Source organism: Winogradskya consettensis (assembly GCF_018332715.1).
GTDB lineage: Bacteria > Actinomycetota > Actinomycetes > Mycobacteriales > Micromonosporaceae > Actinoplanes > Actinoplanes consettensis.
The window spans coordinates 23,674-46,491 of sequence record NZ_BOQP01000009.1 but is presented as its reverse complement, the minus strand read 5'-3'; the positions used below and the strand labels follow the sequence as shown (position 1 = coordinate 46,491).

The 22,818-nt window shown below is 72.0% G+C and carries 23 protein-coding genes and 1 riboswitch; of the genes, 9 read left to right on the top strand and 14 right to left on the bottom strand.

All coding sequences use genetic code 11. From position 1 onward, the window contains the following. The first annotated feature begins 74 nt into the window (after positions 1-74). Positions 75-1,187, top strand: a complete 1,113-nt coding sequence (locus Aco04nite_RS12065; RefSeq protein WP_212997331.1) for a zinc-binding alcohol dehydrogenase family protein — start codon at positions 75-77, stop codon at positions 1,185-1,187. On the opposite strand, the gene Aco04nite_RS12060 is transcribed toward Aco04nite_RS12065, so the two are convergent. The 3 genes from Aco04nite_RS12060 to Aco04nite_RS12050 are packed head-to-tail and all read right to left on the bottom strand — an operon-like array spanning position 1,177 to position 3,579. Continuing rightward, complete coding sequence (locus Aco04nite_RS12060) at positions 1,177-2,667, bottom strand: serine hydrolase domain-containing protein (RefSeq protein WP_212997330.1); 1,491 nt, start codon at positions 2,665-2,667, stop codon at positions 1,177-1,179. The genes Aco04nite_RS12065 and Aco04nite_RS12060 overlap by 11 nt on opposite strands. 41 nt (positions 2,668-2,708) lie before the next feature. Then, the gene (locus Aco04nite_RS12055) at positions 2,709-3,407 is read right to left on the bottom strand and encodes a hypothetical protein (protein WP_212997329.1); all 699 of its coding nucleotides are present in this window, start codon (positions 3,405-3,407) and stop codon (positions 2,709-2,711) included. Beyond that, positions 3,397-3,579, bottom strand: a complete 183-nt coding sequence (locus tag Aco04nite_RS12050; protein ID WP_212997328.1) for a hypothetical protein — start codon at positions 3,577-3,579, stop codon at positions 3,397-3,399. The genes Aco04nite_RS12055 and Aco04nite_RS12050 overlap by 11 nt, the downstream gene beginning before the upstream one ends. An 89-nt stretch (positions 3,580-3,668) precedes the next feature. On the opposite strand from Aco04nite_RS12050, the gene Aco04nite_RS12045 reads away from it, so the two are divergent. Beyond that, positions 3,669-4,322, top strand: a complete 654-nt coding sequence (locus Aco04nite_RS12045) for an SDR family NAD(P)-dependent oxidoreductase (protein ID WP_212997327.1) — start codon at positions 3,669-3,671, stop codon at positions 4,320-4,322. 2 nt (positions 4,323-4,324) lie between these two features. Here the strand turns inward: Aco04nite_RS12045 and Aco04nite_RS12040 are convergent, their stop codons facing one another. Continuing rightward, positions 4,325-5,491, bottom strand: coding sequence for an epoxide hydrolase family protein (locus tag Aco04nite_RS12040; RefSeq protein ID WP_244875923.1), 1,167 nt, complete (start codon positions 5,489-5,491; stop codon positions 4,325-4,327). Positions 5,492-5,569: 78 nt separating this feature from the next. Here Aco04nite_RS12040 and Aco04nite_RS12035 point away from each other — a divergent pair, with 78 nt between their 5' ends. Continuing rightward, the gene (locus tag Aco04nite_RS12035; RefSeq protein ID WP_212997326.1) at positions 5,570-6,046 is read left to right on the top strand and encodes a MarR family winged helix-turn-helix transcriptional regulator; all 477 of its coding nucleotides are present in this window, start codon (positions 5,570-5,572) and stop codon (positions 6,044-6,046) included. 19 nt (positions 6,047-6,065) lie between these two features. Here Aco04nite_RS12035 and Aco04nite_RS12030 read toward each other — a convergent pair whose 3' ends face one another. The 9 genes from Aco04nite_RS12030 to Aco04nite_RS11990 form a co-directional block, all read right to left on the bottom strand. Beyond that, positions 6,066-6,425 carry a cobalamin biosynthesis protein gene (locus tag Aco04nite_RS12030; RefSeq protein WP_212997325.1) on the bottom strand — a complete coding sequence of 120 codons (360 nt, stop codon included), beginning with the start codon at positions 6,423-6,425 and terminating at the stop codon, positions 6,066-6,068. Next, positions 6,422-7,777 carry a cobyrinic acid a,c-diamide synthase CobB gene (locus tag Aco04nite_RS12025; protein ID WP_212997324.1) on the bottom strand — a complete coding sequence of 452 codons (1,356 nt, stop codon included), beginning with the start codon at positions 7,775-7,777 and terminating at the stop codon, positions 6,422-6,424. Before Aco04nite_RS12025 ends, Aco04nite_RS12030 begins: the two co-directional genes overlap by 4 nt. Continuing rightward, positions 7,771-8,373: a cob(I)yrinic acid a,c-diamide adenosyltransferase gene (cobO, locus tag Aco04nite_RS12020; RefSeq protein ID WP_212997323.1), complete on the bottom strand. Its 603-nt coding sequence runs from the start codon at positions 8,371-8,373 to the stop codon at positions 7,771-7,773. The genes Aco04nite_RS12025 and cobO overlap by 7 nt, the downstream gene beginning before the upstream one ends. Next, positions 8,373-8,558, bottom strand: a complete 186-nt coding sequence (locus Aco04nite_RS12015) for a hypothetical protein (RefSeq protein WP_212997322.1) — start codon at positions 8,556-8,558, stop codon at positions 8,373-8,375. Before Aco04nite_RS12015 ends, cobO begins: the two co-directional genes overlap by 1 nt. After that, on the bottom strand, positions 8,558-10,675 hold the full coding sequence (locus Aco04nite_RS12010) for a VWA domain-containing protein (protein WP_212997321.1): 2,118 nt from the start codon (positions 10,673-10,675) through the stop codon (positions 8,558-8,560). The genes Aco04nite_RS12015 and Aco04nite_RS12010 overlap by 1 nt, the downstream gene beginning before the upstream one ends. A 33-nt stretch (positions 10,676-10,708) precedes the next feature. Next, a riboswitch (cobalamin riboswitch) is annotated at positions 10,709-10,830 on the bottom strand. A 149-nt stretch (positions 10,831-10,979) separates the two neighbouring features. After that, on the bottom strand, positions 10,980-12,545 hold the full coding sequence (locus Aco04nite_RS12005) for a gluconokinase (protein ID WP_212997320.1): 1,566 nt from the start codon (positions 12,543-12,545) through the stop codon (positions 10,980-10,982). Positions 12,546-12,615: 70 nt separating this feature from the next. Beyond that, positions 12,616-13,104, bottom strand: coding sequence for an SRPBCC family protein (locus tag Aco04nite_RS12000; RefSeq protein WP_212997319.1), 489 nt, complete (start codon positions 13,102-13,104; stop codon positions 12,616-12,618). Beyond that, positions 13,101-13,403, bottom strand: a complete 303-nt coding sequence (locus Aco04nite_RS11995; protein WP_203839527.1) for an ArsR/SmtB family transcription factor — start codon at positions 13,401-13,403, stop codon at positions 13,101-13,103. Before Aco04nite_RS11995 ends, Aco04nite_RS12000 begins: the two co-directional genes overlap by 4 nt. A gap of 78 nt (positions 13,404-13,481) precedes the next feature. Further along, positions 13,482-14,765 carry a citrate synthase gene (locus Aco04nite_RS11990; RefSeq protein WP_212997318.1) on the bottom strand — a complete coding sequence of 428 codons (1,284 nt, stop codon included), beginning with the start codon at positions 14,763-14,765 and terminating at the stop codon, positions 13,482-13,484. A 178-nt stretch (positions 14,766-14,943) separates the two neighbouring features. On the opposite strand from Aco04nite_RS11990, the gene Aco04nite_RS11985 reads away from it, so the two are divergent. The 6 genes from Aco04nite_RS11985 (at position 14,944) to Aco04nite_RS11960 (ending at position 22,038) form a co-directional block, all read left to right on the top strand. Further along, complete coding sequence (locus Aco04nite_RS11985) at positions 14,944-15,801, top strand: universal stress protein (protein ID WP_212997317.1); 858 nt, start codon at positions 14,944-14,946, stop codon at positions 15,799-15,801. Between the two features lie 25 nt (positions 15,802-15,826). Continuing rightward, positions 15,827-18,115: a putative bifunctional diguanylate cyclase/phosphodiesterase gene (locus Aco04nite_RS11980; protein ID WP_212997316.1), complete on the top strand. Its 2,289-nt coding sequence runs from the start codon at positions 15,827-15,829 to the stop codon at positions 18,113-18,115. Positions 18,116-18,316: 201 nt separating this feature from the next. Next, the gene (locus tag Aco04nite_RS11975) at positions 18,317-18,484 is read left to right on the top strand and encodes a hypothetical protein (RefSeq protein WP_212997315.1); all 168 of its coding nucleotides are present in this window, start codon (positions 18,317-18,319) and stop codon (positions 18,482-18,484) included. A gap of 28 nt (positions 18,485-18,512) precedes the next feature. After that, the gene (locus Aco04nite_RS11970; protein WP_212997314.1) at positions 18,513-19,292 is read left to right on the top strand and encodes an exodeoxyribonuclease III; all 780 of its coding nucleotides are present in this window, start codon (positions 18,513-18,515) and stop codon (positions 19,290-19,292) included. Positions 19,293-19,348: 56 nt separating this feature from the next. Next, on the top strand, positions 19,349-20,998 hold the full coding sequence (locus Aco04nite_RS11965) for a PP2C family protein-serine/threonine phosphatase (protein WP_212997313.1): 1,650 nt from the start codon (positions 19,349-19,351) through the stop codon (positions 20,996-20,998). Next, positions 20,998-22,038, top strand: a complete 1,041-nt coding sequence (locus Aco04nite_RS11960; RefSeq protein WP_212997312.1) for a cobalamin B12-binding domain-containing protein — start codon at positions 20,998-21,000, stop codon at positions 22,036-22,038. The genes Aco04nite_RS11965 and Aco04nite_RS11960 overlap by 1 nt, the downstream gene beginning before the upstream one ends. On the opposite strand, the gene Aco04nite_RS11955 is transcribed toward Aco04nite_RS11960, so the two are convergent. Next, positions 22,025-22,723, bottom strand: coding sequence for an SDR family NAD(P)-dependent oxidoreductase (locus Aco04nite_RS11955; RefSeq protein WP_212997311.1), 699 nt, complete (start codon positions 22,721-22,723; stop codon positions 22,025-22,027). The genes Aco04nite_RS11960 and Aco04nite_RS11955 overlap by 14 nt on opposite strands. Positions 22,724-22,818: the final 95 nt, after the last annotated feature.

Here is a 22,818-nt window from a genome sequence, read left to right as displayed (position 1 = left end):
CACTTGGTGCAGTCCCGTGCCAGACTGGCGACTGCACCAAGTGCATTCACTCTTCTCAGCAGGGAGCCGGGACCATGCCGACCAACACCGCCGCCTGGATCAACGCGAAGCACGCCCGGCTCGAGGTCGGGCCCGCGCCGTACCCGCGGCCCGGCGACGACCAGATCGTCGTCCGCAACCACGCCGTGGCGATCAACCCGCTCGAATGGATCATCCAGGTCGAGGGCACGCTCACGTACAACTGGCTGAAGTATCCAACGGTGCTCGGCTCAGACGTCGCGGGCGAGGTCGTCGAGGTCGGCAAGGCGGTCACCCGGTTCCGGGCCGGGGACCGGGTGCTCGGCCACGCGGTCGGCACCGACAAGGACACCAACACCGGGGCCGAGGGCGGCTTCCAGCAGTACACGGTCGTGCTGGAACGCCTGGCCGCCCCGATCCCGGAGTCCATGTCCTACGAGGACGCCGCCGTCCTGCCGCTGGGTGTCTCCACCGCGGCGTGCGCGCTGTTCCAGACCGACCAGCTGGGGCTGCGGCACCCGTCGGCGCGGGCCACGCCGACCGGCGAAACGGTGCTGGTGTGGGGTGGCTCGACGAGCGTCGGCAGCAACGCCGTCCAGCTCGCGACGGCCGCCGGCTACGACGTCATCGCCACGGCGTCGCCACGCAACTTCGACTACGTGAGGTCCCTCGGCGCCGTGCAGGTCTTCGACTACGCCGGTCCCACGGTCGTGCCGGACATCGTCGCGTCCCTGCGCGGGCGGACGTTCTCCGGGGCGGTCGCCATCGGGACCACGGGTGCGCCTGCCTGCGTACGCATCGCCGGTGCGGCCGAAGGCCAGAAGGTCGTGGCCGTCGCCAGCCCGCCGGTCTCGTTCGCAGGTCTCGCCGACGGGGGCCGCTTCGCCTTCGCGAAGGTGTTCGCGAAGCTCGTCGGCTCCAACGTGGCCCTGCAGGTCGCCGCCCGGTCCCGCGGGGTCCGCACGAAGTACATCTTCGGCAGCTCCCTGAAGACGAACGAGGTCAGCACGGCGGTCTACCGCGACTTCCTCCCGGCGGCCCTCGCCGAGGGCCGCTACCTCGCCGCGCCGCAGCCCACCGTCGTCGGGCACGGTGTCGGGGACTTCCAGCACGCCCTCGACATCCAGCGCAAGGGCGTCTCCGCGGCGAAGGTCGTCGTCACCCTCTGACGGGGTACGGCAGGGTCGGCTTCGGGAAGCGCAGGCTTCCAGCGGACTTCGCCAGGGCTGCCGGCGGGGTGTCGGTGCGGCGCATCAGGCGGCCGCCGTAGCGGTAGAACTCGACCCGGTCGTGACGGTCGCGGACGAAGCTGCTGCGGCTGTTGGAGTAGGTGCCGTCCGGGAAGGCGAAACGGACGAAATCCTTGCGGTAGAAGCCCAGCCGGAACAGTTCCTCGCCCTCGTACCGCAAACTCAGCTCGCCGCCGACGGCGACGGCCTCCAGCGTGATGCTCACGGCCGCGCCGTCGAAGCCGATCTGCTCCAGCGTGTAGTAGCCGAGGTAGTCGGCGATCCGGGATTCCGGCCGGACCTTCGCCGGAAGGTTGTGCAGGCCCGCGAACCTCGCCAGGGCCCAGTCATCGACGAACAGCTCGTCGAGCAGGTCGGGGCCGGTCTCCGAGTTGGTCAGCACGGTCAGGGCGAAATCCTGCCCCGGCACCATCAGGAACCCGGAGTGCTGACCCTCCCAGTCACCGCCGTGCTGGATGACCTTCGTGCCCTCGGCGGTCGGGCGCACCATCCAGGTCACCCCCATGCCGTCCAGCTCGACGAACAGGGCGCCGCCCGGGCCGGGCCGCGACCGCATGAGCCGCAGCGACCGGCGGCTCAGCACGCGTCCCCCGTCCCCCATGTGGAACCGGGCCCACCGCAGCTGATCGCGGACGCTGGAGATCAGCCCGCCCGCCGGATGGATGCTGCGGGGCATCGCGAACGATCCGAGGCTCGGCACCTGGGTGCCGTCCGGCCCGAACACGTGCGACATCGCCACCGTCACGGAGTCGTCCGGGAAGAAGCTGCTGTGGTCCAGCCGCAACGGCCCGGTGATCAGAGACCGGATCGCTTCTTCGTACGGCACCCCGGCGGCCACCTCGACCAGCCGGCCCGCCACACCGAGGGCCGCGTTGTTGTAGGCGAACACCTTCCCCGGCGGCGTCTGCTGCGGCACCCGCCCCATCGCGCCGACGTACCGCGCCAGGGCCTGATCGTCCGCCCCGGTGTCGTAGAAGTAGTCCCCGAGCCACCCGGCACTGTGGTTGAGCGCCTGCCGCACCGTCGCCGCGGGAAACCCGTCACGGAACCCGGGCAGATAACTCCGCACCGTACGGTCAAGATCGATCGTGCCCCGCTCCACCAGACGCATGACCGCCGTGCCGGTGAACGTCTTGGTCGTCGACCCGACCCGGAAAACCGTGTCACCGTCCACCATGGCCGGCTTCCCGACCTCAGCAACCCCGTAACCCCGCACGTAGTCCACGCCGCGATACCGCAGCCCGAGCGCGACACCGGGAATATCGAACCGCCGCATCCCCGCGAGAATCTTCTCCTCGAGCTCCCCCACCACCGCGGGAACGCGCCCACCGGCCCCGGCGGCCAGCGCCACCGCACCCCCAGCAGCACCGGTCAGCAGAGCCCGCCTCGACATCGCCATACCCAGCAAATTACCCGCTGACGAAGATCAATGGGGCCCCCTCACAACGCCTGCAGCACCCGCACCACGTCGCCATACCGATGCCAGCGCGCACCATCCCGGCGCGCCTTGTCCGCCAGGGTGAGCGCGATACCACGCACCTCGGGCAACGCCGCCAGGATCTCCTTCACATTGCCCGGCGTAAAATCCAGACCCACCACCATCGGATGCGTACGCGCGAGCTCGTTCAGATCCGCGATCTGGAACTCCTCCTCGAACTCCGGGGACTCGTCCCGCAGAAACGCCCAGGAATTCTCATACTCGGGAAGAACATCGGCGTGAAAGAGCGCGGCATCCAACTCCGCCACGGAATCGTATCCGTCGAACACCCAGCCCGGATCGTCATCATGGGCGATCTCGATCCCGCCGTAGACGACCCCGATCCCCGCATCCCGCAACGCGACCCGCACCTCGACCGGCGGCATCACCACGGTGATCGGCTGCACCATGCTCGCCCCGGCACCCGCCACGACCCGCCGGATCCTGCCGGGATCGTCCCGCAGATCCATCGCGACAACCAGCCTCGCCCGCCGCAGCGCCCGCCCGATCTCCGCGGCCTGCTCAACCGTCACCGTCCGATCGTCGTCAAACCGAGGATCGGGACTCAGCGACACTGTCACCAGCCGCGCCCCCAGCCCCTCGACCACCGAGGCCTCCTGCGCCGACCGCACCCGGTCCACCTTGATCAGATCATTCGTCATAACGAATCACAGCGGTCGCGGCCAGCTTGTCGAGGGCGGCGGCGGAGGGGGTGCCGGGGGCGGCGTGGTACACGACCAGGAGGAGGCCGGTCGTGCGCAGGCCGACGTCCTCGGGCCGGACGAGTTCCCGGCGGGCGCGCAGGAACTCGCCGAGGGCGTTTCGGGACCCCATGGGTTCACCGTACGTCCGTGGCTGTCCCTGCCATTGGTAGTGACAGCGGGGATCTGCCTGTAGAGCCGTCAGCTGCGCAGACTCGGAGGATGACATCACGCACCTGGTTCATCACCGGCATCAGCAGCGGCTTCGGCCGTGAGATGACGTCGCAACTCTTGCAGCGCGGGGACCGGGTCGCCGGCACCGTGCGCCGGCCGGGCTCGGTCGACGACCTCCGGGCGAAGTACGGCTCGCTTCCGTGGGTCGCGCACCTCGATGTGACCGACCTGCCGGGCGTAGGCATGACCGTGGACCGGGCCTTCGCCGAGCTGGGCCGGATCGACGTGGTCGTCTCGTCGTACGGCGGGCAGGCCACGAATCCCGGTGCGTCGCTCTACCACGCGTCGAAATGGGGCGTCGAGGGTTTCATGGAGGGCACCGCGAGGGACGCCGAGCCGGGCGGTGCGCGTACGGAATTCCGTTTCGACAGCCTCAGCCTGGCCGCGCCGCTCCCGGCGGACGACGGCACCCCGGCCGCGATGGTCCGTGGCGCGAAGGACCGCTGCCGGACCCCGCTGGGTGATCCGGCGAAGATGGCGGCGGCGATCGTCGACAGCGCGGAGCGGGAACCCGCGCCGCTGCGGCTGGTGCTGGGCAGTGACTCCTACCGGTTCGTGACGGGCGCCCTGCGCGAGCGGCTCGCCCAGATCGAGCCGCAGGAGGCAGGCGCCGCCGCCACGGACCGGACCGACGCCGGCTGAGCTCACCGCAGGCCTCGGAAGGTTTCGCGGATGTCGGCGACCAGGAGTTCCGGCTGTTCGAGCAGCGCGAAGTGCCCACCGCGGGCGACCTCGTTGAACAGGACGAGGTTCGGGTAGCGCTTCTCGGCCCAGCGGCGGGAGCGGCGCACGTATTCACCCGGCATGACGCTGAGACCCACCGGGACGGTCAGGGGCGATTCGATCGTGCCCGGGGCGGACCAGTGGCGCCGGTTCTCCTCCCAGTACATCCGGGCCGCCGACGCGCCGGTGCCGGGCAGCCAGTACAGCATGATGTCGTCGAGCATCTCGTCGAGGGAGAAGAGCTTCTCGGCGTCGCCGTGCTCGGCATGGGTGCCGCCGACGTCCTGGAACATCGCGTAGATCCACGAGGCCAGCGCGACCGGTGAGTCGGTGAGGGCGTAGCCGATGGTCTGGGGCCGCGTCGACATCTGCTGGGAGTAGGCCGACAGCGTCTGCCAGTAGTAGCCGCCTTCCTGGAGCATCGTGCGTTCCGCCTCGTCGGCGTCGCGCATCTCGTCGTCGGTCGGCGTGAACAGCGCCATGTTCAGGTGGATGCCCGCCAGGCCTATTCCCGTCTCCGCTTCGAGGGCCGCGAGCTCCGCCGTGACGACCGCGCCCAGGTCGCCGCCCTGGGCGAACCACCGCTCGTAGCCGAGCCGCCGCATGAGGGCCGCCCAGGCCGCTGCGGTCCGGCGCAGGTTCCAACCGGTGCCGGTGGGGTGCCCGGAGAACCCGAAGCCGGGCAGGCTGGGGATGACGAGATCGAAGGCGTCCACAGCGGACCCGCCGTGCGCGACCGGGTCGGTCAGCGGGCCGATCGCGTGCCGGAACTCGAGCACCGACCCCGGCCAGCCATGGGTGAGCAGAAGCGGCCGGGCACCGGGCACCGCGGACCTGATATGGACGAAGTGGATCTCGAGGCCGTCGATCGTGGTCGTGAACTGTCCCCAGTCGTTGAGCAGTTTCTCCGTCGCGCGCCAGTCGTAACCGGTGGCCCAGTGGTTGACGAGCTGCTGGATCTTCGCGAGCTGGGGCCCCTGGGCGGTGTCCGCCACGGTCTCCCGGCCCGGCCACCGGGTGTGCAGCAGCCGTTGCCGCAGGTCGTCGAGGTCGGTTTCGGGAACGTGCAGGGTGAACGGGGTGATCACGATGTCATCCTTTACTAGATCTTCCTGATGAAGGACGATCCTTGCTGAGGACGATCCTGTCAAGGTAATGTTTTGCCCATGAGCACTGAACGGACGCCGATCGACTGGCGGGCAGCCGGGATCGAGACCGAGCTGGGCTGGTCACTCCAGGCGATGTATGCGGGCTTCTCGCGGACCGCCGCCGGCGCCGTGGCCGGGGTGCCGGGCGGCGCGCGTGGATACCAGGTGCTGGTCGCCGTCACGACGGAGCCGCCGACCTCGCAGCTCGCTCTCGGTCAGCGCCTCGGCATCGACAAGAACGCCATGACCTCGGTCGTCGACGCGCTCGAGGCGCGGGGTCTCGCCGCGCGCCGCCCCGACCCGCAGGACCGCCGCAAGAGCCAGGTCATCGCCACCGACGCCGGCCGCGCGCTGCTGGAAACGGCGCGGATGTCGCTGCGCACCGTCGAGGCCACCCTCATGCGTGACCTGTCGGCCGACGAGCAGACCCAGCTCAGGCAGCTCCTGGCCCGCGTCGCACTCGGCGCGGGCGACACCGAGGCATGCACCACCTGATCGGTGGCCGTGCGCCGGCTCAGCCGGTGGTGGCGACGGCGACGGTCACGCTGGTGAAGGCCTTTTTCGTCAGCAGCAACGTCGCCCCGGGGCCCGCCCCTCGCAGCGCGGCGGCCTCGGCGACGCTCGGCGCCCCGGTCAGCCGGACGACGTTCGGCGTGGTCATCTCCGCCAGCTCGTCGTCACGGAAGAGCAGCAGCTCCCAGCCCCGCCGGGTGGCCAGCGCCCGGACCGCCGCGGCACGCCGCTCCACGGTCGCGACGACGTCGACCTCGACACCCGCCAGCGCGACCGCGGCCTGAGCGGCCTCGTCCAGCTCCTCGTCGCGTACGCCGCCCCGGGCCCCGATCCCCAGCACCACCGGGCCCCGGGGCGTCACAGCGCGGCGGCCGTCACCAGGCGGTGGGCGATCGCGCGGTCGGCGGCCCAGTGCAGGTGCAGATAACTGGCGTGCAGGTTCGAGGTGGCGAAGCCTTCCGGGTCGGCGCCGCGCCAGGCCCAGGCCGCTCCCCCGGCCGGCTCGAGGAGCAGGCCGGAGCGGGGGTGCACCGTCGTGCGGTGGAATTCGTGGCCGGTGATGCGGGAGCCGGCGGGCAGCAGGGGGCTGTCCGAGAGGGCGACCGCGTCCCGGTAGCCGAGGGTGAGGGTGGGGGTCATCGCGGCGTCGGCGTCGAGGACACCGCACATCGGGGCGCCGTCGAGGGTGCGGCAGAGCCAGAGCAGGCCCGCGCATTCGGCGGCGATCGGCATGCCCACGGCGGCCAGGGAGGCCACGGCGAGGCGGAGCGGTTCGTTGGCGGACAGCTCGGAGGCGTACACCTCGGGGAAGCCGCCACCGACGACCAGGGCCCGGGTGCCGTCGGGCAGTTTCTCGTCGCGGAGCGGGTCGACCACCACGACCTCTGCGCCCGCCCCGGCGAGCAGCTCGGCCGTTTCGGCGTACGCGAAGGTGAAGGCGGGACCACCCGCGATCGCGACCACCGGGCGGCTCCGGACCGGTTCGTCGGCCTCGGGGCTCCAGGGCGTGGCCGTCAGCGCCGGTGTGGAGCGGGCCAGCGCGAGCACTTCTTCGAGGTCCACCGAGGACTCGACCAGCGCCGCGAGGGCGTCGACGGAGGCCAGGGCCTCGGCTCGGCGTTCGGCGGCGGGGACCAGACCGAGGTGGCGCGACGGCGCCGCGACGGCGGAAGCGCGGCGCATCGCCCCGAGGACGGGGGTGCCGACCTCCTCGCAGGCCTCGCGCAGCAGCGCCTCGTGGCGGTCCGAGCCGACCTGGTTGAGGATGACGCCGCCGATGCGGACATTGCCGAAGCTGCGGAACCCGTGCACCAGCGCGGCCACCGAGCGCCCCATCGCGGCGGCGTTCAGCACGAGCAGGACGGGCGCGCCGAGCAGCTCGGCGACGTGCGCGGTCGACCCGGTGTCGCCGCCGCCGGTCCGGCCGTCGTAGAGACCCATGACCCCCTCGACGATCGCGAGGTCGGTGCCGGCCGACCCGTGCGCGAACAACGGCCCGATCAGGTCCTCCCCCACCATCACCGGGTCGAGGTTGCGCCCGGGCCGCCCGGCCGCGAGCGCGTGGTAGCCGGGATCGATGTAGTCCGGCCCCACCTTGAAAGGAGCGACCTTCAGACCCCGTTTCGCGTACGCCGCCAGCAGCCCCGTGGCCACCGTCGTCTTCCCGTGCCCGGAGGCCGGAGCCCCGATCACGATCCGCGGGATGCTCACCATTCGATGCCCCGCTGCCCCTTACGCCCGGCGTCCATCGGATGCTTCACCTTGGTCATCTCGGTGACCAGGTCGGCGGCGTCCATGAGGTCGGGGTGCGCGTCGCGCCCGGTGATGACGACGTGCTGCGTCCCGGGCCGATCCCGCAGGGTGGCGACGACCTCGGCGACGTCGACCCAGCCCCACTTCATCGGGTACGTGAACTCGTCCAGCACGTAGAACCCGTGGGTCTCGGCGGCCAGGTCGCGCTTGATCTGCTCCCAGCCCTCGGCGGCATCGGCGGCGTGGTCACGCTCGGTCCCGGCGCGCTGGATCCACGACCAGCCCTCGCCCATCTTGTGCCAGGTGACGGGCGCGCCACCGGGGACCGTGCCGAGTGCCTTGAGCGCGGCTTCCTCACCGACCCGCCACTTCTCGGACTTCACGAACTGGAACACCCCGACGGACCAGCCGGCGTTCCACGCCCGCAACGCCATCCCGAACGCCGCGGTCGACTTGCCCTTGCCCGGTCCGGTGTGGACGGCGAGCACGGCCTGGCGCCGGCGCTGGCGGGTGGTCAGCCCGTCATCGGGAACCGTGGTGACCTTCCCCTGCGGCATCAGGCGGCCCTTCCGATCGAGGTGGTGAGCGTGACGGCGGCCGGCCGCAACGCGGTGGTGGCCGATGGCCGCAACGCGGTGGTGGCCGACGGCCGGGGCGCGGAGGTGGCGGCGACCGACGGCCGGGGCGCGGTGGTGGCGGTGGGCGACGGCCGCGGCGCGGTGGTGAGGGGGACGGCGGGCATCAGGCGGCCCTTCCGATCGGGGTGGTGACGGTGGTGGGGGTGGCGCTGAGGGCGTCGAGGGGCATGACGTCGGCGTGGAGGGCGGCGGCGAGGCGGCGGGCGAGGCCCAGGCGGATCGGGCCGGACTCGCAGTCGACGACGACGGTGGCCACGCCGGCCAGGGCGGGGGCGAGGGTGACCGGGTCGGGGCCGCTGGTGGCGCGGCCGTCGGTGACGACGATCAGCAGGGGACGGCGACGGGGGTCGCGGCGGCGTTCGGTGGCGATGGTCGCGGCTGCGGCGCTCAGGCCGGCGGCGAGGGGGGTACGCCCGCCGGTGCGCAGGCTCGCGAGACGCATGACGCCGACCTCGTGGCTGGAGGTGGGTGGCAGGACCTGCTCGGCCGAGCGGCCCCGGAACGTGATCATGCCGATCCGGTCGCGGCGCTGGTAGGCGTCGCGGAGCAGGGACAGGACGGCGGTCTTGACGACGGTCATCCGTTTACGGGCGGCCATCGAACCGGACGCGTCGACCACGAAGAGCACGAGGTTGGCCTCGCGGCCGACGTGCACGGCCTCGCGCAGGTCACGGGCCTGGACGCCGTCGGCGCCGCCGCGGTGGATGGCCGCGCGCAGGGTCGCCGGCAGATGCGCGGCACCTCGCAGCCTGCCCTGCGGGATCCGGGAACCGACCACCCGGCCGCGCCGCGCGAACGCCGGGGACCGCCGCCCGGCGTGCCCGCCCTCGCCACGTGCCGCGATCCGGAGAGTCTTGGGCCGGTAGACGGAACCGGCCTGCGCCTGCTGGCCGCCGCTCGCGTTCGCACCGCCGGCCCGCTTGTCGTCCGCGTCGGCCGGCTGATCCGTGAGCTGACCCTCAGCACCCGAATTGTCCGCCCTGGTGGTGTCATCGAACCCCGCGCTGCTGTCGCCCACACCATTACCAGGCGGTGACGAGCCCGGCCCGCTGGGAGGCGCTTGCGAACCGGAGCCACCACCCGGACCATGTCCGTCCGATTTGTCCGGACCATCCTCCGGACCGCCACCGGGACCACCCTCGGGGTCGCCATCAGGGCCACCGTCGGACGGCCCGCCCTCGGGGGGCGTGGGGTCGTCGTCCGGGTCGTCGGCACCGGCCTGGGACAGCGCCTCCTCGAGGCGGTCCTCGTCGGTGCCCGGCGGGTCGAGGGGGTCCTTGCGGCGCCGGTGCGGCAGCGCGAGCCGCGCGGCGTCCCGCACGTCACCCGCGGTGACCGTGCCGCGCCCGTGCCAGGCGGCCAGGGCCACCGCGCACCGCGCGACCACGATGTCGGCGCGCATGCCGTCCACGCCGTAGGCGAGGCAGATCCGGGCGATCCGGTCGAGCTCGGCGTCGGGCAGCACCACCGCGGGCACGGCGCGGCGCGCGGTGAGGATCCGGGCCGCGAGCTCCCGCTCCTCGTCGGCGAAGCGGGCGGCGAAGACGTCGGCATTCAGCTCGTACGCGAGCCGGCGCCGCACCACCTCCGCCCGCTGCACCGCATCGCGGGGCGCGGCCACCGTGACGACCAGCCCGAACCGGTCGACGAGCTGCGGGCGGGGCTCGCCCTCCTCGGGGTTCATGGTGCCGACGAGCAGGAAGCGGGCGGCGTGCTTGACGGAGACCCCGTCGCGCTCGACGTGGGCGCGACCCATCGCCGCCGCGTCGAGCAGCAGGTCGACGAGGTGGTCGGGGAGCAGGTTGACCTCGTCGACGTAGAGCGCGCCGCGGTGGGCGGCGGCCAGCAGGCCGGGCTCGTAGGCCTTGACGCCGTCGGCGAGGGCTCGCTGGATGTCGAGGGTGCCGACGACGCGGTCCTCGGTGGCGCCGACGGGCAGCTCGACCAGGGTGGCCGGGCGGTGCCCGTGCGGGGCGCCCGCCTCGTGGGGGCCGTCGGGGCAGGCCGGGTCGGGGGCGGCGGGGTCGCAGGCGAACCGGCAGCCCCGGACCACGTCGACCTCGGGCAGCAGGGTCGCCAGGGCACGCACGATCGTGCTCTTGGCGGTGCCCTTCTCGCCGCGCACGAGCACGCCGCCGACCGCGGGTGAGACCGCTGTGAGCAGCAATGCCAGGCGCAGGTCATCGAGGCCGACAACGGCGGAGAACGGGTACGGCGTCACGCCACAGTCCTTTCCGGCGGGTGTCCACGCCCGCGTGTGAGGAAGCGAGCGGCCGGAGTCTCCTGACTCCCGGGCAGAAAAGCACCCGGTCACAGTGGCGGGACCGTCCCGGACTTCCACCGGGTTCCTCCGCTACCGCTCGCCGGTCAGTCTTCCCCACCCCGCCCCGCATCGGCAACGCGGCGCCCGGTGTCCCACCTCACGCCCACCGAGCGGCATCCCGAGCGGCAGCCCGAGCGGCAGCCCGAGCGCCCAGCCGAGCGGCAGCCCGAGCGCCCGATCCAACGGCAGCCCGAGCGGCAGGTTATCCCTTGACGGCCTTCTCCGTGCTCGGCAGCGACGCCGGGGCGATGCGGTCGAGCTCGGTGAGCACGTCGGTCACCGCGAGCGCGGACTTCTCCACGAGCGGGCGCAGCCGCCGGTAGAGGTCGGCGTTGGCGGGGTCGGGGGTGGTGCGGCCGGTGATGTCGACCAGGGCGGCGGCGTCGTCGAGGTCGGGCAGGTCGCCCAGGGCGTGCAGGCCGAGCAGGCAGGCGCCGAGCGCGGTGCCCTCCGGGGTGTCGGCGATCGCGACGGGCAGGTCGAGGGCCGCGGCGAGCACGCCGACCCACAGGTCCGAGTTGACCGCTCCGCCGGTGGCCCGGACCTCGGTCATGGCGATGCCCTCGTCGCCGAACGTGTCGCGGACCAGGGCCAGCTGCTGGCAGACGCCCTCGACGGCGGCGCGGACCAGGTGCGCGCGGCCGTGCTCGCGGCGCAGCCCGAGGTAGGCGCCGCGCATGCCGCCGCGCCACCAGGGTGCGCGTTCGCCGAGCAGGTAGGGCAGGCAGAGCAGGCCGTCGCTGCCGGGCGGGGCGCCGGCGGCCTCGACGAGCAGGGCGGCGTCGCGCTCGTCGGCGTTCTCGGCCTCGGCGGCGGGGCGGTCGAAGCCTTCCGCCATGGTCTGGCCTGCCCAGCGGACGACCGAGCCGGCGTTGTTGATGGCGCCGCCGATCACCCAGCGGTCCTCGGTGAGCGCGTAGCAGAACAGCCGGCCGGCCTTGTCGGCGAGCGGCCGGTCGACGACGGTGCGCAGGGCGCCGCTGGTGCCCAGGGAGACCGCGGCGATCCCGGCCGGGGTGGCGCCGACGCCGAGGTTGGCGAGCGGGCCGTCGGCGGCGCCGATGATCAGCGGGGTGCCGGGTGGCAGGCCCGCGGCGGCGGCGACGTCGGGGTTCAGCTTCAGCGCGGTGGTGGTGGGGACGACTTCGGCGAGCTGCTCCTCGCGTACGCCGGCGATGTCGAGGGCTTCGGGGTCCCAGCGCCGTTCGTGGATGTCGTAGAGCCCGGTGCCGGAGGCGACGGACAGGTCGAGCACGAACGCGTCCGCGGCGAGCCCGGCCAGCACGATCTCCTTGACGCCGCCCCAGCGCGGGGTGTCACGCAGGACCGCGGGGCCGGTCTCCTTCCACCAGGCCAGTTTCGCCAGCGGCGCCATGGGGTGCACAGGGGTGCCAGTGCGGGCCTGCAGCGCCTTCGCCCGGCCGGTGTCGGCGATGTGCTGCGCCTGCCCGTACGCCCGGTTGTCGGCCCACGTGATCAGCGGCCCCTTCGGGTTGCCGGTGGCATCGAGCGGGGCCAGTCCGTGCAGGAACGCGGAGAGGCTCACGGCGACGACCCGGTCGCCACGCTCGCGCACCCCGGCGGCCACGGTGATCAGCGCCTCGACGGCCGCGTCCCGCAGTTTGCCGGCGTCGAGCTCCGCGCGGCCGGGCCCGGGCACCGACAGCGGGTAGTGCACGCTGGTCGTCACCCGCACCTCGCCGTCCATGCCGGCGGCGACCCCCTTGGTGGCGGTGGTCCCGGTATCGATGCCGATCACGACGTCCATGCATTCCCCCTCGAGTTCCTCTGGGCAAGCATTGCCCAGACGGGTGGCCGCCCATGCGGGCTTGCCCGGCTCAGAGACTTTTCTCGTACGCCGCCCGCAGCGCCTCCCACCCGTGCTCCATCGCGTCGCGTCCCCGGATCACCCCGACGGGCACGCCGTCGAGCAGCTTGACCAGCACATCCGCGCAGATGTGCCAGCCCGCGGCGTACAGGGGGGCGGCGTCGCGCCCGTCGAAGACGTGGCGCAGGGTGAGCCGGGTGCCGCCCGGGGTTTCCTCGAGCTCCCACCGCAGCACGTCGCCGCCCCAGGTGTGTTCGAGCAGCCTCGGCGCGTCGGCCCGCAGCACCGTGGCGGCGGTGTCCGTCCGGTCCGGGCCGTCCACCATGGTCAGGACGACGTCTCCCGTACGGGACAGATCGCGCCCGGCATCGAAAGGTGCCCATTGCGAGAGCCGGCCGGGCTCGGTCAGCGCTGCCCATACCTTCTGCGGCGGGTGGCCCAGCTCGCGGATGAAGACCAGCGCCCAGCGCGCGCCGTCGGCCTCGACGCGTTCGGTCATGACTCCTCCAGGTGTCGTTCGAGGGCATCCAGGTGGGTGCCCCACAGTCGGCGGTAGGGGGCGAGCCAGCGTTCGAGGGCGCGGAACGGCTCCGGCTCGAGGCGGTAGATGCGCTGCTGGGCGGCCGTGCGGCTGGAGACGAAGCCCGCCTCGCGCAGGACCTTGAGGTGCTTGGAGACGGCGGGCTGGCTCATGGCGAGGGCGTCGACGAGGCTGCCGACGCTGCACTCGGTGACGCGAAGCTCGTCGAGGATGCGGCGGCGGACCGGTTCGGCCAGCACCGTGATGGGATCCACCATGCCTGTCACGTTATATAACCGATCAGGCATTTACAAGCGCTCAAAAAGGCCGCCCGCGAGGGACGGCCCAGATGAGTGTCAGCGTTCGGTGATCGGGACGAACTGGCGTTCCGCCTCGCCGGTGTAGAGCTGGCGCGGGCGGCCGATCTTGGTGCTGGCGTCGGCGGCCTGCTCGCTCCACTGGGCGATCCAGCCGGGCAGGCGGCCCAGCGCGAACAGCACCGTGAACATCTTGGTCGGGAAGCCCAGTGCCTTGTAGATCAGGCCCGTGTAGAAGTCCACGTTGGGGTAGAGCTTGCGGGACACGAAGTAGTCGTCCGCGAGGGCGATCTCCTCGAGCTGGAAGGCGATCTCCAGCAGCGGGTCCGGCTTCTCCATCGTGGCCAGGACCTCCTGGGCGGCCTTCTTCACGATGGCGGCACGCGGGTCGTAGTTCTTGTAGACCCGGTGGCCGAAGCCCATCAGCTTGACGCCCTTCTCCTTCGCCTTGACACGGCGCACGAAGGACTGGACGTCGCCGCCGTCGGCGCGGATCTGCTCGAGCATCTCGAGCACCGCCGAGTTGGCGCCGCCGTGCAGCGGTCCGGACAGGGCGTTGATGCCCGCCGAGACCGACGCGAACAGGTTGGCCTGCGCGGAGCCGACCAGCCGCACCGTCGACGTGGAGCAGTTCTGCTCGTGGTCGGCGTGCAGCACGAAGAGCATGTCGAGGATCTTCGCGATCTTCGGGTCGACCTCGTAGTCGACGGTCGGCAGGCCGAACGTCATCCGCAGGAAGTTGTCGACGTAGTCGAGCGAGTTGTCCGGGTACGGCAGGGGGTGCCCGATGGACTTCTTGTACGCGTACGCCGCGATGGTCGGAAGCTTCGCCATGAGCCGGATCCCGGAGATCTCCACCTGCTCGGGATCGGTCGGGTCCAGCGCGTCCTGGTAGAACGTCGACAGCGCGGTGACGGCGGACGAAAGGACCGCCATCGGGTGCGCGTCGCGCGGGAAGCCGGAGAAGAAGGCGCGCATCTCCTCCTGCAGCAGCGTGTGCACGCGGATCTTGTCGGCGAACTCGGCGAGTTGCGCCGGGGTCGGCAGGGCGTCGTGGATCAGCAGGTAGGAGACTTCCAGGAAGGAAGCCTTGCCCGCGAGCTGCTCGATCGGGAAGCCCCTGTAACGAAGAATGCCGGCATCACCATCGATGTAGGTGATCGCCGACGCGCAGGAGGCCGTGTTCACGAAGCCCTGGTCGAGGGTGACGTAACCGGTCTCCTTGAGGAGGGTGCTGATCTCGATGCCACCGGGGCCCTCGACCGCCGGGCGCACCGGCAGAGAAAGTTGGCCACCAGGGTGGTCGAGCTTGACATCCGTCATGTATTTCCCTCACTTCACCGGCAGATGTCGCCAATAACCTGCCGTTCACCGTAAACCCTCAAGCTGAACGGGTCATCAGCCGGTCGATCGCTGAGGGATTGATCACGAATACGTGCGGACCGTCACACCATAGATAATGGTCGGTGAAGCATCCTCGTGGTGCAGAGGTGGTGAACCGATGCAGATTCCTGATAAGGCTCCCGTCGTCGTGGCGGTCAGCGGATCCTCCGCCGGCCTGGCCGCTGTACGTCTCGCTGCCCGGGAGGCAGCCGCGCGCGGGCTCACGTTGCTGGTCCTGCACGCATTTTCCTGGCCGGGCACGCGTTACACCGATGATCCTCCCGATTACGGCACCGCGCGACACGAAGCCGATCAGATAGTGAACGAAGCGGTGGCGTCGGCGCGGCGTTCCGCTCCGGGCGTACCCGTGAAGGGCAAGGTGGCGGACGGCCTGGCCGTGCGCGAACTGCTGGTCCAGAGTCACCGGGCGGCACTGCTCGTCCTGGGCGACGACGCGCTGGCCGGCGGGATGCGAATACCCGCGGATTCCGTGCTCGTGCAGGTCGTGTCGCGGGCCCGCTGCCCGGTGGTGGTCGCCCGCGGTGTGCGGCCGCCGTCCGGTCCGCTGCTGGCCGCTGTGGACGGCTCCCCCAGTTCGATGCTCGCGTTGCGGCTCGCCGCGGGCGAGGCGCAGCGCCGGCAGATCCCCCTGGACGTGGCCCATGTGGTCGGTGAGGCCGGCGAGGCGGCCGGCTCACGCCTGCTGCGGCGCATGGTGGACCAGATCCCGGACATCGCAGGGGTACGCCCGCAGCTGCTGATCGGCGAACCTGCGCCAACTCTGCTCCGCGTGTCGCGCCGGGCTCGCATGATGGTGGTGGGACCGCGGGGCACCGACGGCAGTTCGCTGCTGGGCGCCGTGGCCTCGGAGTTGCTGCGCCGCTGCGCCTGCCCGACCGTGTTTGTCCACGGAACCCCTGCCGGGGACGACCCGGCGGACGGTACGGTGCCTTCGGCGGGAGCGCTGATCAGCTGACACGGGTGCCAGGGGGCGATGCGGGGTGCGATCCACTGCTCCGCCCGCCCGCGGGCAGCGGGCGTGGCAGGTGTTCGGTGCGGCCGGGCTGGCGGCGACGGTCGTCTACGTCCTCGACCTGTCCCCCGCCGTCAACGCCGCCTGCTTCCTGATCATCGGTCTCGGCGCCGCCGTGGCGTGTTTCGCCGGGCCGCGCAGGTTCCAGGCCGAGCCGCGCGCCGCGTGGCCGTTCATGGCGCTGACCGGGCTGTGTTTCGTGGCCGGGGTGGTCCTGCGTCCCACGGTCACCGCCGAGCCGCTGCTGGCCGACGCGATGATCGTCCCGGGGTACGTCCTGCTCGGCGTGTTCTTCGCGATCCTGCTGCGCGCACGGGGCAGCATCAAGCGCCACGCCGTCCTCGACGGGCTGATCGTGGGTGTCGCCGGGGCCATCGCGAGCGCACTGCTGCTCGCCTTCCCCGCCGCCGCGATCGAGGGACGCCCCGCGATCGAGTCGGTGCTCGCCGGGCTCTACCCCGCGTTCGACGTGGTGCTGCTCGCGCTGGGCATCAACCTGACGTTCACCGCGCGGACGTGGCCGGTGAGCCTGTCGCTGCTGGTGTCCTGCATCGCGCTGCTCATCGCCGGGGACGTCGCCTACAGCATCATCGGGACGTACGGCTTCACGTACGTCTCGCCGGTGTTCGACACCCCGTTCCTGCTGACGTTCACCCTGCTCGGGGTCGCCGCGCTGCACCCGTCGGTGGTGGAGCTCGGGCACGCCGACCGGCACCCGGTGCAGGCGTGGTCGTGGCGGCGGATGCTGCTGCTGGTGCCCGCGGTCGCCGCCCCGTTCGTGCTGCTGGTGACCAGCGGCGGCAGCTTCACCGCGCGGGTGGTGATCGGGGCGGGCGGCGCCGCGATCGTCGCGCTGCTGCTGCTGCGGGCGATCTCCGCGGTGCAGGCGCAGGTCGAGGCGCAGCTGCACTCCGAGTTCCAGGCCATGCACGACCCGCTGACCGGGCTGCCCAACCGGCGCAGCATCGCCGCCGCCGTCGAGGCTCTCGTCACGACGACCCCCGCGCAGGGCCCGGCACGGGTCTGGGTGACGTTCCTCGACCTCGACGGCTTCAAGTGGGTCAACGACTCGTGGGGCCACGACGCGGGTGACCAACTGGTCATCGAGGTGGCCGCGCGGCTGCGGGTGGCGCTGCCGGCGGGCACGGCACTGGCCCGGGTCGGCGGCGACGAGTTCGTGGTCGCCTACGTGGGCGAGGAACAGGGCGCCCTGCGGCTGGTCGACGGGATGCAGGGCTGTTTCTCCTCCCCGCTGCCGGTGCGCGACACCGAGGTCGTCATCAGCGCCTCCATCGGGCTGGCCCACGCCCCGGGCGGCGGGGACCCCGCGATGACCACCGAGGCGCTGCTGCGCGACGCCGACACCGCGATGTACCGGTCGAAGTCCGAGGGCCCGGGCCGCGCCACCATCTTCGACACGTCCATGCACGACCGGGTCCGGGAGCGCATCGAGCTGGAGAGCGCGCTGCGCGTCGCCCTCAACGAGGGTCAGCTGCACGTGGTCTACCAGCCCATCGTGCGGCTGGAGACGGGCCGCCCGCACGGCGCCGAGGCCCTGGTGCGCTGGAACCACCCGCAGCGCGGTGCGATCCCGCCGATGACGTTCATCCCGGTCGCCGAGGAGTCCGGGATGATCGGCACGCTCGGCACCTGGGTCCGCAACGAGGCGCTGCACCAGCTCGCCGAATGGCGCGCCGACGGCACCGTCGACGGCGACTTCTACATGTCGATCAACGTGTCGCCGAAGCAGCTCGCCGAGCCGAACCTGCCGCTGATCGTCTCCGCCGAACTGCTGCGCTACGGCGTACCGTCCTCCGCGGTCGCGCTGGAGATGACCGAGTCGGTCATGGTCGACGGCGGCGGGGTCGCCGCGAAGGTGCTGTTCGAGCTGCGCGAGCTGGGTCTGCGCCTGCTCGTCGACGACTTCGGCACGGGCTTCTCCGCGCTGGGCTATCTGCGCCGCTTCCCGGTCACCGGGGTGAAGGTCGACCGCTCGTTCGTCTCCGGGCTCGGCGACGGCGGCGAGGACGAGGAGATCGTCCGCGCGGTCGTCGCGATGAGCCGCGCGCTCGGGCTCAGCATCGTCGCCGAGGGAGTGGAAACACGCATTCAGCGTGACGCTCTGGCGGCCGTCGGCGTTACACAGGGTCAGGGCTGGCTCTGGGGGCCCGGGGTCACCCCGGGTGACTTCGCCCTGCACTGGGCCGCGGACCGGCACGTGCCCGGTCCCGCTCCGCTCACGGCTGGTAATTCTTAGCCATCGGCCCAGCTCAACGGGCATCACCTTTACCTGATCGTGACAAACGTCCCGTGGACCCCTTCCGCACCGCCGGGCAGTCATGCATTATTCCCACGGTCACGGTGATGCAGGACAAGTCCTCGGATCCGGGCCGGTGCTGCCGATCACATGAGAACACGGTTCGCGGTGACGCGTCCGAGCGACCAGGGAGGCCACGACATGGCGACATTGATCGGATCCGCGGGATCGACGATCTGGCTCGTGGCTGTGCTGCTCGTCCTGGCATCGGGGCTGGCAGCGGCACTGCTCGCCGCCATCCGTGACGACGCCACCCCCGTGCGGGTGCGAGCCGAGCGCCGTCCCCAGGGTGGACGCCCGATCGTGTAGGTCCGTGGCGATGCGGCAGGCTGGACCCATGCGCTTCGCCACCTGGAACGTGAACTCGGTCAACGCCCGGCTCCCGCGACTGCTGGAGTGGCTGGAGCAGACCGCCCCCGACGTGCTCTGCCTGCAGGAGACGAAGGTCGCCGCGGACGGCTTCCCCGACGCCGAGGTCAAGGCACTCGGGTACGAGGTCGCCGCGTACGGTCAGGGCCGCTGGAACGGTGTCGCCCTGCTCTCCAAGGTCGGGCTCGACGACGTGCGGCACGGCTTCGACGGCGAACCCGGCTACCCCGATCCCGAGGCTCGGGCCATCAGCGCCCTGTGCGGCGGGATCCGCTTCACCTGCGTGTACGTGCCGAACGGGCGGACGCCGGACGACCCGCACTACGCGTACAAACTGTCGTGGTTCGCGGCCCTGCGCACCGCCCTGGCCGCGCAGAAAGGCCCGGCCGTGCTGACCGGCGACTTCAACGTCGCCCCCGCCGACGACGACGTGTGGGACATCGGGGTCTTCGCCGGCTCCACCCACGTGACCCCGCCCGAACGCGACGCCCTCGCCGCCCTGCGCGACCTGGGCCTCACCGACGTCGTGCCGCGCCCCCTCAAGGGCGACCACCCCTTCACCTACTGGGACTACCGCGCCGGGATGTTCCACCAGAACAAAGGCATGCGGATCGACCTCGTGTACGCCACCGCCGACGTCGCTGCCGCGGTCACCGACGCGTACGTCGACCGGGAGGCCCGCAAGGGCAAAGGCCCCTCCGACCACGCGCCCGTCGTGATCGACATCAGCCCCGGTTCGGGGTTCTGAGCCGCGCCCCCGGGCCACCCCTCGCGTAAGGTGGGGTGGATGAGAGGAGGACCGGCATGAGTCAGCTACCCCGCCAGAGCGGGACCCGCACCCTCGGTCCCCCCGCCCCTGACCTGCTACGCGCTGCCCTCGACGCGTCCCGCGAGGCGATCATCCTGTGCGCCGCCGACGACGACACGATCGTGCTCGTCAACGCCGCCGCGACAGCGCTGGTCCCCGGGCTCGACCCCGGCACGCTCCAGGCTCTCGAAGCATCCACGATCGAGCACGGCGGCCGCCGGTTGAAAGGTGAACGCCGCCGGCTCGACGACGACCACTACGCGTGGTATCTCCGCGACTGCACCGACGAGGAGCTCCAGGCCGAGAAGTTCCGCGCCGAACGCGCCCGGACGGCGTTCCTCGACGAGGCCGGGCGGCGGCTGACGGCGTCGCTCAACCAGCGGCGCGTCCTGCGCACGGCGGTGGAGCTCGCCGTGGCGCACCTCGCCGACGCCGCCGTGGTGGTCCTGCCCGTCCGCCGCCGGCACAGCGAATGGATCCGGCTGGTCTCCGGCGGCTCCGCCGAGGAGGGCACGCTGCGCGAAAGCGTCCTCAGCGAGGTCCCCGGGCTCGAGGAGGCCCTCGGCGGCTTCCCGCCCATCCCCAGCCGCTGGCTCGACGCCTCCCAGGTGCCGGCCTGGCTGCTGCCCGGCGACGCCGCCCCGGTCGGCGCGCTCCTGGTCACCCCCCTGCCCGGCAACGCCGAGCCCGCCGGTGCACTGATCCTCGCGCGCCGCGGCGCTGCTTTCTCTGACGAGGACGAACTGCTCGCCCGGATCTTCGCCGCCCGCGCCGGAGCGGCCATCGCAGCCGCCGCGCTCTACCGCGACCAGGTCGACACCGCCGCGATCCTGCAGGCCGACCTGCTCCCCCCGGAGCTGCCCCAGCCCGACGGCATCGAGCTGTACGGCTCCTACCAGGCAGCCCGTGACGCCCTCAGCATCGGCGGTGACTTCTACGACGTCTACGAAGCCACCCCCACCAGCAGCGACACCATCGTCGTGCTCGGCGACGTCTGCGGCAAAGGCCCCGAGGCCGCCGTACTCACCGGCAAGATCCGCCAGACCCTGCGCGCGCTGCGCCTCGTCGAGGACGACCCCGAGGTCATGCTCTCGGTGCTCAACCGCGCCCTGCTCAGCTCCGGGCGTCAGCACCGCTTCGCCACCATGGTCATCGCCGCGATCAGCCGCGCCGAGCACGGCAGGCTCCGGGTCACCCTCGCCACCGGCGGCCACCCCGTCCCGCTGATCCTGCGCACCGACGGCACCGTCGAGGCCGCACCCATCCGCGGCACCCTGATCGGTGTCGTCCCCGAGATCACCGTCCAGCCCGCCACCGTCGAGCTCGCCCCCGGCGAGACCTGCCTGCTCTACAGCGACGGGCTCACCGAGGCCCGCGGCGGCCCCACCGGCCAGGACCAGTGGGGCGAGACCCGGCTGCGCGACGCCCTCGCCGGCTGCCGCGGCATGCCCGGCGACGCCGCCGTCGAACGCCTCCGCCAACTCGTCTCCGACTGGGTCCACGGCGGCGTCCGCGACGACATCGCCATGCTCGCCGTCCGCGCACCCGCCCGGACCCGCCTCAGCCTGATGGACACCGGCGTCGCCGCCACCTCCCCGTTCGCCATCGACGCACGGCGGGGTGAGCGGCGAGGACGGGCCCGCTGATGACCGTCTTCACCAGCACCGGGCCCCGATCGCTCGACGACCCCGGCTTCAGCGAACACTTCCTGCGCCTGGTCGGCGACGGCGACGAGTGGGGAGCCGTCGAAGCCGTCACCGACCTGCTCGACGCCGGTGTCGCCCCGCAACGCGTCATGCTCGACCTGATCGCGCCCACCCAGGGCCGCATCGGCGAGCTCTGGGCAGCGAACGAGTGGTCGATCGCCCGCGAGCACGCCGCCACGGCCATCAGCGAGCGGGTCCTCGCCGCCGTCGCCGCCCGCACCCCGATCCGCCCCACCCGCGGCCGCATCACAGTCGCCTGCGTCGACGGCGAATGGCACGCACTGCCCGTCCGCATCCTCGCCGAGACACTGCGCCTCGACGGCTGGCGCGTCGACTTCCTCGGCGCCAACGTCCCCGGCCCGCACCTCGTCACCCACCTGCACCAGACCGGCCCCGACGCGGTCGCCCTCAGCTGCATGATCACCGCCCGGCTCCCCCGCGCCCACGCGGCGATCACCGCGTGCCGTTCCGTCGGCGTCCCGGTCATCACCGGCGGGCGCGGCTTCGGCCCCGACGGGCGCTGGGCCCACCGCCTCGGCGCCGACGCCTGGGCCGCGGGCGCCGACGACGCCGTCACCCGCCTCGCCCACCACTGGCCCCCGGCGCCCACCGACCCCTACGAGACCGCGTTCCTCGGCGACGAGGAATACACCCACGTCTCCCGCAGCCGCGGCGTGCTCGTCAGGACCGCCATGGAGAAACTGCGCGCCGCCTACCCGCCGGCAGCCGACTACGACCAGCGCAAGCACGACGCCACCGCCGAGGACCTCAGCCAGATCACCGACTTCCTCGCCGCCGCCCTCTACGTCGGCGACGACCTGGTCTTCACCGACTTCATCGAGTGGACCCGGGCCGTCCTCGACGCCCGCGGCGTACCCCCGATCGCCCTGCGGTCCGGCCTGACCCTGCTCCGCGACCAGCTCCACGACTTCCCCGCCGCCACAGCCGTCCTCGACACGGGCCTGCTCAAGGCCACGTGATCTCCTCGTCGCGGGCGACGAACCGGCCCGACCCGTGCCCCGGCCCCTCGGTGGCGAGACCGACGATGGCATCCGTGCCCTCGGTGACCGTCTGCGTTCCCAGATAGTTGGTGAAGTCCGTCGCCGTGTAACCAGGATCCGCCGCGTTGATCCTGATGTCCGGCCACGCCTTCGCATACTGCGTCGTCAACATCGTCAACGCCGCCTTCGACGCCGTGTAGGTCGGAGCCAGATACTTCGACTCCGGCCGCGACGGATCATGAGTGGCGTCGAGCGACCCCATCCCGCTGCTGACGTTGACGATGACCGGATCCGCCGACCGGCGCAGCAACGCCAGGAACGCCGAGCTCACCCGCACCACCCCGGCCACGTTCACATCCAGCACACCCAGGACGTCCGCACCGGTCAGGCCGGTCGGATCACCTGCGGGCCCCTGCACCCCCGCATTGTTGATCAGTACGTCCACAGCGCCCTCGTTACGCTCCACGTCAGCGGCGGCCGCGGCAACAGACCCGTCATCGGTGACATCGATCCGTACGAACCGCGCCCCCAGCTTCTCCGCGGCAGCCGCACCGGCCTTCTCGTCCCGCGCCCCGAGCACCACGGTGTGACCCTGCTCGATGAGCCGGCGGGCTGTCTCAAAGCCGAGACCCTTGTTGGCCCCGGTGATAAAAGTGATCGTCATGCACCCATCGTGGGAGCACCCCGTGACCCGCACCAGAGACGGCTCAACGGTAGGAAAACGGGTACCACCCTGGACCCCCGGCCGCGCGCGACAAT